Annotated in this window: 12 protein-coding genes; 9 read left to right on the forward strand and 3 right to left on the reverse strand. The window is 47.1% G+C overall.

The genetic code is table 11. From position 1 onward, the window contains the following. Nucleotides 1-207: 207 nt before the first annotated feature. Entirely contained in the window at nt 208-1,737 is a 1,530-nt protein-coding gene (locus HFP08_RS26495; protein ID WP_168123651.1) for a WG repeat-containing protein, read from the forward strand. 634 nt (nt 1,738-2,371) lie between these two features. Here the strand turns inward: HFP08_RS26495 and HFP08_RS26500 are convergent. Next, a complete protein-coding gene (locus HFP08_RS26500; protein ID WP_168123652.1) occupies nt 2,372-3,325 on the reverse strand; it encodes an AraC family transcriptional regulator in 954 nt (317 codons plus the stop codon). Nucleotides 3,326-3,580: 255 nt separating this feature from the next. Between HFP08_RS26500 and HFP08_RS26505 the strand changes: the two genes are divergently transcribed. Beyond that, complete coding sequence (locus tag HFP08_RS26505; protein ID WP_168123653.1) at nt 3,581-4,444, forward strand: SDR family NAD(P)-dependent oxidoreductase; 864 nt, start codon at nt 3,581-3,583, stop codon at nt 4,442-4,444. 225 nt (nt 4,445-4,669) lie between these two features. On the opposite strand, the gene HFP08_RS26510 is transcribed toward HFP08_RS26505, so the two are convergent. Then, nucleotides 4,670-5,521, reverse strand: coding sequence for an NAD-dependent epimerase/dehydratase family protein (locus HFP08_RS26510; RefSeq protein ID WP_168123654.1), 852 nt, complete (start codon nt 5,519-5,521; stop codon nt 4,670-4,672). A gap of 313 nt (nt 5,522-5,834) precedes the next feature. Between HFP08_RS26510 and HFP08_RS26515 the strand changes: the two genes are divergently transcribed. The 6 genes from HFP08_RS26515 (at nt 5,835) to HFP08_RS26540 (ending at nt 11,864) form a co-directional block, all read left to right on the forward strand. Next, nucleotides 5,835-7,010: an NAD(P)H-dependent flavin oxidoreductase gene (locus tag HFP08_RS26515; RefSeq protein WP_277345898.1), complete on the forward strand. Its 1,176-nt coding sequence runs from the start codon at nt 5,835-5,837 to the stop codon at nt 7,008-7,010. Nucleotides 7,011-7,247: 237 nt separating this feature from the next. Beyond that, nucleotides 7,248-8,282, forward strand: a complete 1,035-nt coding sequence (locus tag HFP08_RS26520; RefSeq protein WP_168123655.1) for a helix-turn-helix transcriptional regulator — start codon at nt 7,248-7,250, stop codon at nt 8,280-8,282. A 44-nt stretch (nt 8,283-8,326) separates the two neighbouring features. Beyond that, nucleotides 8,327-9,121, forward strand: a complete 795-nt coding sequence (locus HFP08_RS26525) for an SDR family NAD(P)-dependent oxidoreductase (RefSeq protein ID WP_168123656.1) — start codon at nt 8,327-8,329, stop codon at nt 9,119-9,121. 213 nt (nt 9,122-9,334) lie between these two features. Next, nucleotides 9,335-10,150, forward strand: a complete 816-nt coding sequence (locus HFP08_RS26530) for an SDR family NAD(P)-dependent oxidoreductase (RefSeq protein ID WP_168123657.1) — start codon at nt 9,335-9,337, stop codon at nt 10,148-10,150. Nucleotides 10,151-10,153: 3 nt separating this feature from the next. Further along, entirely contained in the window at nt 10,154-10,810 is a 657-nt protein-coding gene (locus tag HFP08_RS26535; protein ID WP_168123658.1) for an NAD(P)-dependent oxidoreductase, read from the forward strand. A 97-nt stretch (nt 10,811-10,907) separates the two neighbouring features. Further along, nucleotides 10,908-11,864: a sigma-70 family RNA polymerase sigma factor gene (locus HFP08_RS26540; RefSeq protein ID WP_168123659.1), complete on the forward strand. Its 957-nt coding sequence runs from the start codon at nt 10,908-10,910 to the stop codon at nt 11,862-11,864. A 137-nt stretch (nt 11,865-12,001) separates the two neighbouring features. On the opposite strand, the gene HFP08_RS26545 is transcribed toward HFP08_RS26540, so the two are convergent. Next, on the reverse strand, nt 12,002-12,418 hold the full coding sequence (locus tag HFP08_RS26545; protein WP_168123660.1) for a VOC family protein: 417 nt from the start codon (nt 12,416-12,418) through the stop codon (nt 12,002-12,004). Between the two features lie 163 nt (nt 12,419-12,581). On the opposite strand from HFP08_RS26545, the gene HFP08_RS26550 reads away from it, so the two are divergent. Further along, nucleotides 12,582-13,400, forward strand: coding sequence for a helix-turn-helix transcriptional regulator (locus tag HFP08_RS26550; protein ID WP_168123661.1), 819 nt, complete (start codon nt 12,582-12,584; stop codon nt 13,398-13,400). Nucleotides 13,401-13,442: the final 42 nt, after the last annotated feature.

Raw genomic sequence — 13,442 nt, forward strand, 5'->3', positions numbered from 1 at the left:
GTGAATGACGGAATAGACTAAATTTCAAAACTTGTTTTCCATAATTCGGAGATCCTAGTAGAGTCCGCAACGAAGGCATCACGGATTCAGGTTTTTTCTTTGTTGGTAGAGAAATACAGAAATCTAAAGTGTAGGTAAAAGATGGCCGATAATATAAGAATACTTCAATAACTAAATTATCCAAAAAACTTAATTGGAGGCTGTTAGATGAAAAAGAAGTCAAGAGCATTTATTATCGTTTTAATTATTGTTTGTTGTGTAGCTCCAATTGCGAGTGCACAAAGAAATGACAAAGGAGAATCAGCAAACGAGAACAAATATCTGCCATACGATGATGTCATGTATTTCAGTGAGGGGCTAGCAACATTTTGCAATTATGATGATGAGGAGAAAAGTGTTTGTGGTTTTATCGACAAAAATGGCAAGGTTCATATCCCAGCACAATACGAGTCAGCTACTAATTTTTATGAAGGACTTTCCGGTGTGAGTGTTAATGGGAAGTGGGGATTCATCGACAGGCAAGGTCAAATGGTTATTCAGCCTCAGTATGACGATATTGCTATTCGAATAAGGGACGGAATGATTCAAGTCATGAAGAATGACAAATGGGGATATATAGATAAGACAGGCAAAGAAGTGATTGCCCTACAGTACGATGAAATTAACATTTTTGGTGAAGGTTTGGCACATGTCCTAAAGAACGGCAAGTATGGTTATCTAAACAAAACAGGCGAATTTTTAATTCAGCCACAGTATGCTGCAGCATTCCCATTCACTGAAGAATTAGCAGCCGTTTCTCTAAATGAAAAATGGGGCTACGTTAATAAGAAGAATCAAGTTGTAATCCCTTACCGTTACGACTACGCATATCCTTTTACATATGGTCTAGCTGCTGTTCAATTGGACGAGAAGTGGGGGTTTATTGATCATAACGGCAACGAAGTAGTTCCAATTCAGTATGATTTTGTGAGTGAGTTTAACGATGGTCTGGCTGGAGTAGAAAGAGTTGGTCTTCATGGATTTATAGACCGGAATGGCAATGAAGTGATAAAACCTCAATATGAGTACGTTTCTGACTTTTCAGATGGTCTAGCTTTTGTCAAAACGAGAGATGAATACGGACTGCCGATACAAGGCTACATCAATAAGAAAAATCAAAGAGTAATCGGTTTCACTAGTGGAGAATGGGAGTTTAATGGAGGACCCTTCGAGAATGGGAAGGGGGTCGTCTCTGACGGTGGAGATGGGACTTATTATATCGTAGATAAGCCGCAAGAAAAGATGAATGTTCAACCTATTGCTTTTCGTGTAATGGTTGACGGGGAGCAGCTGCAAGTTCAAGTGTTTGAGATGGATGGTAGCATTTTTATTAAACTACGTGACCTCGCAATGTTGCTGAATAATACTGATAAATCATTTAAGGTAGAATACAATAACGAAGCCGAAATTATTTATATGACTACCCCGAAAAAGTATACCCCGGTATCTGGTGAGCTTGCAACGTCATTATTTAATAAGGAGATCAGTGCTATTGAATCGAATGTTGCTTTGGAAATCAACGGTGATTATATGACAATGGACGCCTACACCGTTCAGGGAAATAATTACTTCAGGCTTACTGACATGGCCTATGCGCTGAATTTTGGAATAAATGAGGATCTGACTGGACGTTCCATTAATATCGATACTTCTTCGGAATTTTTGTCCCATATGTCTTACATTAGGAGCAGTTGGTGAAGGGCATCCGTTCAGATCACTATCACACGATAAAGGTAATAAACTGAGGTCAATTGGGAGACATTAGTTCAATAAAATAGTGACAGCCTAGGTTATTTTAATGCCTATTGCTGTCGCTGTTTCAAATTCCATAAGCTCTAAAACTTATATTATTGTAGAACAAATCTGCGTAGGATTATCCAGTCTAATTCTCCTGATTCATCTTTGATGTTTTTCTGCCATACCTTCTCTAAGTGCTTTTTGCAGACATTTTACTTTTCATGTTTATCAGGTGCCGCGTAAAACCCAATAAAATCAACAAAATTGGTTCCATAGTTTTATTCACCCGACATTATATATGTTCCAGTAAAATAAAGTATTAGACTGAAAAAATAAGTCCTAGACTAGGAAAACATAGTTGTAGAATGCAGCTAAGGGTAGTGCAATTTCGACCACCTAAGCTGAGGAATCCAGCTTGCCGACCAAACTATCATTTGATACAGTTTTTCATGTGATTAACGCAAACTTAATCAAACAGCCGCAGTCATGACTTTATTATTAAGTCTTGGCTAACCGTATTATCAATAGAGCGAAATCGAAGGCACCAGATTGGGTGCCTTCCTTTATCGGTTCAAGTATTCCCAACCTCAGTGTCTTACATTATATCTTCTCCATATGCAACCTCCATTCCGTCTGTCTTGGCTTGGACACGAATGGCACGAATGTCCTTAAGCGGCGACTGGCCAAAGAATCGTTTGTATTCACGACTGAATTGCGTCATGCTTTCGTATCCGACTTCGAATGCAGTTGTAGTGATATGCTTATCGCCAGCGAGCAAAATTCGTCTTGCCTCTTGAAGTCGAAGTTGCTTCTGATATTGAATTGGACTTAGTGAAGTGATCGCTTTAAATTTGTGGTGCAGGGTAGAAGGGCTTATGCCTCCTGCTTGGGCTATATCGTCTACACTAATGGATTGTGCAAAATTCAATTTGACATAGTGAATTGCCTTGCTAATACCTGCCGCATCATGATGCAGGAGCATATTATTGTAGAACTTTGAACCGTCCTCATCGGTCAGTAAGCGAAAGATCAGCTCTTGCTTCACGCTAGACTGGAGAAATGCTGCCGCTTGGCTGCTTTCTGCATCCAATTGCAGCAGCCGTTCAATGACTCGCAACGCTTCAATTCCCATTCTGCCAATAAATGCACCTTCAGCTAATCGATTTTCGCCTGTCCCTTTGATTTTGGCATCGAGTGCAACAGTTGCAATCTCATCTGTAGAAAAAGAGATTCTAATTGCTATATAGGGCATTTTATAAGTAGCTTGGGACACCTGACCTTTTATCGGCATATCGATGTTGGATGCAATATAGTCTCCAACACCATAGTGATAAGTATTATTACGGATGATCAGTGTCTTGTCGCCTTGAAGAACTACACATATCCCTGGTTGGAAAATGCCAGACTGAATGGTGGATGGTTGATCCGCCTTAAGCAATGAAACAAATGAAATACCTGTCTCATGAATGCCACGGGCAAAGGGATAAGCACTGCTGAGATGCAACAACCGCTGTAAAGTATCTAAACGCTCTTCCATACGATGAGTCATGATCCCCCCCCCCAGATTGTCGTAGTTTTAGGCAAAAATCAGGCAGCATTCGACTATCTGCTCAATTATAAACTCCTTAAAATTAAGTTACAAGCCACCGACGGAAAGTCAATCAAATCAACAAAGGAGGATTACAAAATGAATAAAAAAGTGGTGAGTTCATTACTAATGATTAGGCAAAGTAGTCGAAATTCAAATAAATAAAATGATGAATACCACAGCAAGTAACAGAAGCCTAAAAAGGGAGAGAATACGATGTCTAAGGTATGGTTAATCACGGGAAGCGGTAATGGATTGGGCAAGAATATTGCAAAAGTCGCGCTTGCCAAGGGTGAGAAAGTTATCACAACAGCCCGTAAAATTGAAAATTTGAATGATCTCGTTCAACAATACGGCGATCAGATTCGTGTCGCTACATTGGATGTCACCGATGAAAAAGCGGCTCAGGCAGCTGTTCAACTCGCGCTGGATGCATTCGGAAGCCTGGATGTCCTGGTAAACAATGCAGGCTATGGCGATACGATACCCTTCGAGCAGGCATCGTCCGATGACTTCCGCCAGCTAGTCGACACCTGCTTCTTCGGGGTTGTGAATCTCTCTCGTGCGGCTATTCCCATTATGAGACAACAGCGCAGCGGTCATATCCTCCATATTTCCTCGACCGGCGGGCGCTTCGCCACTCCGGGCAATGCAGCTTACCACGCATCGAAGTGGGCTGTAGGTGGATTTACCGAAGCGGTTTCCGCGGAGATTGCACCATTCGGAATTAAAATGACCGCTCTCGAGCCTGGCGGCATGCGTACCAATTGGGGTAAACGCGCCTTCGACAATCGACGCGATATGTTGCCCGAATATCAAACGACAATTGGCAGCATCATGAAACAGCTTGAATCTTATTGGGGTAATGAACCCGGCGATCCCGAAAAAGTAGCCGAAGTTGTCTATAAGGTTGCCTATGCCGAGAAGTTGCCTGCTCATATTCTACTTGGCGGCGGCGCCGTAGAGCAAATGCGCCAAATTGAAGGAGCGCGGATGGCCGAGGCTGAGCGTTGGTCAGAGATTACCGATTGGATTGATTTTGGCGTAGAAGGACCAATGCCATCGTTGCCGACAGCTTGATGACTTTAGTGAAATGTTGATTGAGTCAAGAGAACGCACTAATGGCGTTCTCTTCTGTATTAGTGTCGTTGTTAAAGGCTGACAACCATTTATCGTCACTTATGGTAAGGTTCCTCCCGTTAGTAAATTAAATCGTACCGAGGGAATTCAGCGCCGTTGGTGAGAGTCTAATACTTTATCTCCGCTTTCTTGAACAGATTTCATTGTTTATTCTACAGATGCCGCTTAATGAAGCGTCTGAGGAAAACCTTCACGCCATGATGCGAACCGTGGATTCCAGCCGTTCCGAAGCGCCTTTGCATTAAGCGCTCCACGTTCTCCTCTTGCGCTTCCTGGCATTGTCTTGGGTTTAGGGGCATTAAGGGATTTCGCATAGACAGGCACCCATTCGGTACCAGTTGCTGGTTCGCTATCCACAATGTTGTATGTTCCTGTAGGCCATTCCAGTGCCATAACAGCTGCAATCGCGGCGTCTTCTGTATGCACAAAAGAAGTGATTCCGTCAGTAGCAGTCAAGTTTCCAAGCCGAACTTGCTCTGCGAACAACCCGTTCGAATCGTACCAGGTCCCTTCACCGTACAGTACGCCATATCTAAGAATGACATGCTCCGGCATTTCCGCAGCGGTCGTTTCCAGTGCATGAACACCGTTCACGCTTGTGAGTTGCGGTTCCGGAGCCTCAAAGTCTAGTGGACAATCCTCCGTTGCCGGCCCTTCTCCTGGCGCATAGGTCATTGTAATGCTTTGCGCGATCATCCGGCGAACGCCAGCGGCGAGCGAAGCATCCACCAAGTTTCTCGTTCCTTCCACACGGATTCTTGAATTGGCGATTGGATCCATAGCCTGCAACGAAGTCAGTTGGTGAATGACCACCTCCGGGGAAGCTTCGGCAAGCACTCTGAACAGATTCTCGCGATCATATACATCCGCTTGGACGAATGAAGCTCCAGCTTTCTTTAAATTTTCTGCATGCTCCGGGTTGCGTATCAACCCAATCACCTCATGTCCCTTTTGTACCAGCATCGGAATGAGTACCCTCCCAATGACGCCACTTGCTCCAGCAACTAAAATCTTCATTTGTTAATGCCTCCTTTATCTATTCTTATTTAAGACAATTCTGCTATAGCATCTGTGACATACGATGCGACAAGCGCTAAAGTAATTGGCTTGCGAGGAACGATAGCAGCACGACATGAAGACAACCGACTACACGATCGGTTGCCTTTTGTTGAAATAAAGGGCAGAATAAAGCAAGGCTAGAAGCTCGCTTGCACTCGAGCTTAGGCAGCCGCGTCCAAGAAGCAGAGCGGTGAGAACAGCATGAACCGCCAATTATAATAACGGGACGTTAGGGGCGACCTAAAACCTATTATTTGAGGAAATTAGTAGATTGAAGGATAAGGAGTCTATATGTTGGACGAACCCATTCGCTCAAGCGGACTTACCGTGGAACCGTGATTCGAAAAGGAAGCCAAAGGAGCGCGAGATGATGAATACAGAGCTGACGAGCAAACTCAAGACCCAATATCCGATTATTCAAGCCCCAATGGCAGGCGGTCCAACGACGCCAGCTCTAGTTGCAGCGGTTTCGAACGCTGGAGGGCTAGGGAGCCTCGGAGCAGGGTATCTATCGCCTGAACAAATCAGAAGTGCGTTCAAGGAGATCAGGGAACGGACGGATCGGCCTTTTGGCGTGAACCTCTTCGTACCCGAACAACCGAATACGCCGGAAGACATCATTAATGAGATGAATCATTACCTCAATAAATATCGTGTGGCATTGAATATGGCTTCAAGCACATCCATTCCCAGTATTACGGAGTCATTTGAAGAACAGATACAAGCTGTGCTTGAAGAAAAGGTTCCTGTATTTAGCTTCACGTTCGGCATACCGTCTCAGGAAATCATCCAAGCCATGAAGCGGAACGGGACTTTTGTCATTGGCACGGCAACGACAGTTGATGAGGCAGCTGCGCTGGAAGCCGCTGGAGTGGATGCGATAGTGGCACAAGGGAGCGAAGCCGGAGGGCATCGCGGTTCGTTCTTAACGAGCTCCCCTGACGCTCTTATCGGCACGATGGCGCTTGTACCTCAAATGGTGGATCATGTGTCGGTTCCCGTCATTGCATCAGGCGGGATCATGGATGGCCGCGGGCTTGTTGCAAGCCTGTCATTGGGAGCCTCCGCTGTACAGATGGGCACTGCTTTCTTGGCAAGTGCGGAAAGCGGCGCTCATGCCGCACAGAAGCAGCGGATCCTGTCATCGAATGAGGATTCAACCGAGATGACGAAGGTCTATTCCGGCAAAGCTGCACGCGGCATTCTCACGGATTTCATGAAGGATATGCGCTCCTATGAGGGGTCTATTCCCGCATACCCGATTCAAAATGCGTTAACAAGAGATATTCGCCAAGCGGCTGCAAGAGGGAATAACCCAGAGTATCTGTCACTCTGGGCAGGTCAAGGGCTTAGGTTGGCTGCAAATCTCTCTGCTGCGGAAATAGTGAAACAGACCGTTAATCAGGCGCGCCATCTCATCCGAAATATGGGCCAATTTGGAGAATGAGATGGATTCCGTCAAGTCGCGGTTAGATGCAGCGAATCGTCAGGCTTGCCGCCATCGTTTGCGGAAGCATGGCAGCCCTCCTTTCATGAATCTGTCCGTATTCCTGGGTATATCGCCAGAACTTGTTCCAATCCGTTTTACGCTGCTCAACAGGTAAGCTATAATCAGAAGCATCAATGGTCTACTTAGCCCGTGGATCATTTGCAATTGGACTCTTGTCCAAGGAGGTTGACACCTATGAGTGATTCTTCCACAAATCGTATCAAAATTGCGCCAGGCTTCTGGACAAGCCTGAGAGGAATAGGGGTAGAACCCATTGACGTAGCGCGCCAAGCCTGTCTGCCGCTAACCGTCGTCAACGAATCGTTAGTCACGACCGCCCACTATTATGCGATCTGGCAAGCCTTCTCCGAACTGGTCGGAGACACAGCTGCAGGCATCGTCAAGCTTGCGACCGCGTACGAGACGGCTCAGTATCCGCCGGACGCACTCGCGACCTTCCATGCTCGCGACTATCGGGACGCGCTGAATCGAATGGCGCGCTATAAGCAGATGTGCCCTCCGGAAAACCTGCGCATTCGCGAAGAAGACGAGCGATGCTCGATTGAAGTGGAGTGGCAGTATGCCCGGCAGCCCGGACCGCCGGTGCTTGTCGGCATCACGCTTGCTTACCTGCTAGAGCTCGGGCGCCGGGGAACCGGCCGTCACCTGATGGCTCGCTCCGTTGAATTTATACATCCCATGGGTGATGTTCAAGCCCTTGAAGATTATTTCGGCTGCCGTGTTCGAACGGGGATGGACCGCAATCGGCTAACGCTGCATCGCGACGATCTGAACCGTCCCTTCATGTCGTACAACGAAGAGCTTCTCGAGATTCTGACTCCGGCCTTGAATCGTACGCTGGATGAACGACAGAGCCAGCTTACCATGAGCGCCAAAGTGAAGTGGATCTTGTCCCGTTGTCTGACGCGAGGGCAAATCGACCTTGGAACCGCAGCCTTCGAGCTGAGAATGAGCGATCGCACCTTGCAGCGCAGGCTAATGGACGAAGGATCGAGCTTCAAGCAGCTGTTGGAAGAAACCAGGCACGAGCATGCTCTCGCTTATTTGGCAAATCCGACGCTTGAGATCAAAGAGGTCGCTTTCCTCGTCGGTTACGAGGACCAGAATTCATTCTATCGCGCGTTCCGCTCCTGGGAAGGGGAGACTCCCGCCAAATGGCGCGCCTCGCAAGAACATTGGCGTTCCGCGCTAGTTACCGAGCAGACGTAACGAAGTATCATTATCCCTATTCTAGACATAGGGAGTGCAGGCAGATGGATATGGGATTGAAGAATAGGACAGCTTTAGTAACAGGATCAACCAGAGGCATTGGAAAAGCGATTGCCCTTGAAATGGCCAGAGAAGGTGTTCATGTTCTCATAAATGGTCGAAATAACGATGAGGTAGAGCGCACGGTCGCGGAGATTCAAACGGCGTTCCCGGAGACGGAGCCTCGGAATGCAACGGCGGATCTTGTCGATGCGCGGCAAAGAGAGGCTTTAGTCGCGAAGTTCCCCCACGTTGATATTCTCGTCAACAGCATGGGCATCTATGAGCTCATGTCCTACGATGACGCTGACGATGCCGTATGGGAGAAGTACTTCCGCACGAATGTTCTCGCCGCCAACGGCTTAACCAAGTTTTATTTGCCTTCCATGCTGAGCTGCAATTTCGGCCGCATTATCTTTATCGCGAGCGAGGAAGCCGTCATGCCTTCCGGACAAATGCCGCAATACGCCGTGACCAAATCCATGCTGTTGTCGTTGTCCAAGAGCTTGTCCAAGCTGACACGCGGCGCCGAGGTTACTGTGAACACGATTCTGCCGGGACCGACCCTCTCCGAGAACGTGCAGCAGATCATTGAGAGCATCTATTCGAACGAAGAGATGACCTTTGAGGCCAAAGAGAAGGATTTTATGAAGAAGAACCTGCCTCATTCCGAAATCGGGCGGTTTATCAGACCTGCGGAGATCGGCCGATTGACTGCTTTCGTCTGCAGCCCGATGGCCTCCGCCTTCAAAGGCTCTCCGATTCGCATGGACGGTGGAATGGTACCGACCATATTTTAAATTCTTGCACTAACGAAGACGTTATTTCAATGAGACAGCGGCGGTCAAAGACTTTATTTCCAGTCTTGTCCGCCGCTGTCTCACTTTTAATTTTTAGTCCATAATACCTCCAAACACTTGCCTTAGAGTTCACTTTATAGTTTAGACTGGAGTCATATCTTCGTCATATGTTTAAGGGGCGTAAAATGATTGTCATTTAGGGGAGTGAAGAGTATGAATACTTTTGTAATTACTGGCGGGAATAGCGGTGTTGGTCTGCAGGCGGCTCATGATCTTATTGACGCGGGCAATCGAATAATTATTTTGGGACGTGATAAACAAAAAGGCGAGAGAGCGTTGGAATCCTTTGGCGAAGCCCGTAATCGAGCGATTTTTCTCTCGGTCGATCTAGCGACTCACGATGGAGTCAAAGATGCGGCAAGACAAATCAATGAAATAACCGACAAGATCGACGGATTGTTACACTCTGCGGGCATTTTTGATCCGAGAGACATCAGAACAAAGGACGGTCTCCCGCTTTTTTTCGCGTTGGCTTACTTAAGTCGTTATCACCTGACTCAGCTCCTGTTGCCAAAGCTTCTTAAAGCAGACCATCCTCGGGTAATCATGATGGTGGGCACAGTGAATAAGGTTCCCCAATTCGACATCAAGAAATTCCAATCCTTCGAAAAATTCAATTTCTGGACGATGACGCTCCCCATTGTTGGCGCATGCATGCATTATGCAAATTATCTTACCAAGACTCAGCCTAAGATTTTCGCGGGATGTACAACCCCGGGCGTTGCCCGAACGGATATCTTTAAAAATGCGCCATGGTATTTCAGAGCCTGCGTCGCAGTGGCACGACCTTTTCTCAACTCAGTCGAACTAGCGGCTCGCAACCCTGTTCAGGCACTCTTGAAGGGCAAAGGGACATCGGCTTACATGTGGAACAAGCCTGGTGATTTTCAACGCAGGTTTGCCATCGACGTGAATAAAGAGGATCAAGAGGCTCTTATTCATTTATCGTACAAACTCACGGGGGTATGATCTATGAAACATTCAAAATCAACATTTTTAGTATTTGGTGCATCCGGAAGAACGGGTCAACACTTTGTTTCCATAGCGCTTAAAGAGGGCCACAAAGTAAAGGCTTTAGTTAGAAATCCAGAAAAAATGAAAATGAAAAATAGCAATTTAGAGCTATTTAAAGGATCCATCACAGATTGTGAGGATCTTGACGATTTATTAAATGGGGTCAACTTTGTGATTTGTATGCTTGGAAATGCTCAGGAACAAAATAAGGCGCCAATTAATACGATTTTTATCAAGAAGCTTATCCCGGCTATGCGTCGACAAGGTGTAAAACGTTTCCTGTATCAGGCCGGAGGACTGACGCGTCGATATAAAGATAGACTCTCTTTTGTGACTTGGGTTCTTAGAAATACTGTAGCTAGATATAACGGTCTTCTCGGTCAACATAAAGATAATGAAACTGTCATTGAATATTTAGTTGAAGAAGCGCAAGATGTGGATTGGATTGTGCATAGGGCTGGCATTATTTCAGATGGCCCTTCGAAAGGATTATTGAAACGTGATTGCAGGAAGATAAGTCTTGCAACTCATGTAGATATTGCGAAATATAACTTTCAGGTCATTAATGATAAAACGGCTATTCATACTTGCGATTTGAGCTGCTATATAAAATAAACATAAGGACCTCGATGACCATTCTATTGCGGCTGTCCGCTTCCTTGCCTATAATGAAGGTACTGTCCTTCGGGGCGATCTTTAAGGGAGGCTCAAGATGAACGAGAACGCATTTGACGAGCAATTATTTGCAAGCTTGAAGCCGGGCTTAACCTCGTTCTGTTACAGAATGCTAGGCTCCATGGACGATGCGGATGACGCTGTTCAGGAGACGAGTATTCGGGTATGGCAGAGCGGGAGCACGTTCAGACAGGATTCTTCGTTCAAAACTTGGGTCTATCGAATTGCCTCCAATCTGTGCTTGGACAAGCTGAGACAATCCAAACGCCGCGCGCTTCCAGTCGACCTGTTCGATCCGGCCGTCGCCATCGTCGAGCCGCGCGACACGCAGCCTGAGTCTGTCTGGATCTGGCCGTCTCCCGACTTTGGGGGCAATCCGGAGGATCGGCTCGTCCGCAGAGATACCCTTCAACTGTGCTTCATCGCTCTCCTGCAAACCTTGCCTCCGCGGCAGCGAGCGGTGCTCATTCTGAAGGATGTATTCGAGTGGCCCTCCAAGCAGATCGCGGAGACGTTGGCAATGTCGCCGGCAGCGGTGAACAGCGCCTTGCAAAGAGCGCGAGAGACGATGGACCGGACGCAGCTTCGTTCGGATGAGCTCAGCAGCATGGACGCCCAGCCGGAGCAGCAGCTGCTATCCCGGTATGTGGAAGCCTTCGAGCGATTCGATATTGCTGCGCTCGTTGCGTTGTTCCATGAGGAAGGCTGCATGTCGATGCCGCCATTCGAGATGTGGATCCGCGGCAAGGAAGATTTGTCCGCCTTCTATTCGCTTACTCGCTGGCATTGCGAAGGCTCGCGATTTGTGCCCGTTACGGTGAATGGCGGTTATCCGGCGTTGGCCCAGTATATGCCGGACAAAGAGGGCTCTGGCCTGGTACCCTGGGGCATTCACGTCATCGAAACCAAAGAAAATCAAATTCTGCATGTTCAAAACTTCATTCATACGCCATTATTTTCGCGATTCGGGCTGCCTGAGCGAATGGACCAATGAAGCAAGAATTCTGGCAAGCGATTATGGATAATTTCAAAGCCTATATCGAACAAAACTCATTATTGCGAAGAAGACGCCGAGGAAGATGCCCGGCGTCTATCTTTTTTGCACAAGTACGAGCGTGTTCTCTGTTTGTCTTACCCTTGTCCCGCATCCATGTTCATGAAGTTAATGGCCCACAGATGGCCGTCCAAGTCCACGAAGCCCCAATGATACATGGACCCATGATCCTCAGGTTCAGCATGCAATTTCCCGCCTAAGGAGACCGCGGTATTCACGATTTCATCGACCTTCTCCCGGCTTTCGAAGGCCAATGCGATCGTCATCTGCGCATACTTGCTCGTATCGACAGATTCCTTCTCCGTAAGCGTATTAAAGAATTCTTGATGGATCAGCATGACCTGCAGGTTGTCGCCGATTACGATGGCTGCAGAATTTTCGTTATCGGGGAATTGCGAGTTGAGCTCAAATCCGAGTCCGGTGAAGAACGCTTTCGATTTTTCTACGTTTTTTACAGGCAGGTTGAAGCTTGTGAATGCGGATGTTAATGCCATTTTCAAAACACCTCTTCGTCAAATTTTATTTGTGTTCATTAATGCCCTCATTATATATAGACGACAGCCGATTTGAAAATTCATCGGTTTTAGTGGATGTTCAGCAATAAATGTTAGTATAAGGACAATAGTTGTTATTGTCAGATCGGAGGTAGAGGTACAGATGACGCATTCTTATCGCCCGTTGCATGCTCCGCAATTGCAGCCGAAGCTGCATCGCTCCTCGCACAGCTTTCGCGAGTTTGCGCCGAGCCGCAGCCTGGCGTCGCAAGTCGCTGCCTATTGGTTGGTGGATTTTCAGCCTATTCCGGGCAATCTTGGGCATCGAGTCATCCCCGACGGCTGTGTCGATATTATCGTAGATTTGCTCGCTTCATCAAGCCGGGAGGCTGCTTATGTCGTAGGGCTGACGTCGAAGGTCGAAGTTCTGGAGTTTGCTAAGCCGCGCTCGGTATGGGGCATCCGGCTTTATTCGGAGTCGGCTCGCGCAATTCTGAATTCTCCCCTATCGGCGTTTGCGTCAGATCGTGTTTTCATGGAAGAGCTTTGGGGGCAGGAGGCGCTGGATTGGGTCGAAAAGCTGTTGACTGCCCATTCGATGTCGGAGCGAATCGAGATTGCCGAGCAACAATTGGGACGAATGCTGGCTGCGGATAAGAAGTCGACTCCTACTTTGGTGTATCAAAGCATGCAGTATATTTACAATTATAAAGGCCATCTTTCGGTAAAGGAATTAGCGAATAAAGTGAATTTCAGCGAGAGGCATTTGCGGAGGGCCTTTGATCGGGAGCTTGGTCTCAGTCCGAAGGAAATGCTCGGTATTGTCCGCTTTCAAGGCGTGCTGAAGGAATTGCAACGTGGAGATTATTTCAACCTGACGGATCTAGCGCTTAAGAACGGGTACTATGATCAATCGCATTTCGCCAGCGCGTTTATGCGTTATTACGGGCTGCCGCTCAAACGGCTCCTCAAGCAGGAGTAAGAAAGTCCGTTTTTTACTATTTTCTGATGCGGAACAGTCGTT

Source organism: Paenibacillus sp. HB172176 (assembly GCF_011947265.1).
Taxonomy (GTDB): domain Bacteria; phylum Bacillota; class Bacilli; order Paenibacillales; family Paenibacillaceae; genus Pristimantibacillus.

Bases quoted from the DNA above. Each gene is read 5' to 3' on its own strand.
- HFP08_RS26495 (WP_168123651.1), top strand. From the start codon at position 208: ATGAAAAAGAAGTCAAGAGCATTTATTATCGTTTTAATTATTGTTTGT.
- HFP08_RS26500 (WP_168123652.1), bottom strand. From the start codon at position 3,325: ATGACTCATCGTATGGAAGAGCGTTTAGATACTTTACAGCGGTTGTTG.
- HFP08_RS26505 (WP_168123653.1), top strand. From the start codon at position 3,581: ATGTCTAAGGTATGGTTAATCACGGGAAGCGGTAATGGATTGGGCAAG.
- HFP08_RS26510 (WP_168123654.1), bottom strand. From the start codon at position 5,521: ATGAAGATTTTAGTTGCTGGAGCAAGTGGCGTCATTGGGAGGGTACTC.
- HFP08_RS26520 (WP_168123655.1), top strand. From the start codon at position 7,248: ATGAGTGATTCTTCCACAAATCGTATCAAAATTGCGCCAGGCTTCTGG.
- HFP08_RS26525 (WP_168123656.1), top strand. From the start codon at position 8,327: ATGGATATGGGATTGAAGAATAGGACAGCTTTAGTAACAGGATCAACC.
- HFP08_RS26530 (WP_168123657.1), top strand. From the start codon at position 9,335: ATGAATACTTTTGTAATTACTGGCGGGAATAGCGGTGTTGGTCTGCAG.
- HFP08_RS26535 (WP_168123658.1), top strand. From the start codon at position 10,154: ATGAAACATTCAAAATCAACATTTTTAGTATTTGGTGCATCCGGAAGA.
- HFP08_RS26540 (WP_168123659.1), top strand. From the start codon at position 10,908: ATGAACGAGAACGCATTTGACGAGCAATTATTTGCAAGCTTGAAGCCG.
- HFP08_RS26545 (WP_168123660.1), bottom strand. From the start codon at position 12,418: ATGGCATTAACATCCGCATTCACAAGCTTCAACCTGCCTGTAAAAAAC.
- HFP08_RS26550 (WP_168123661.1), top strand. From the start codon at position 12,582: ATGACGCATTCTTATCGCCCGTTGCATGCTCCGCAATTGCAGCCGAAG.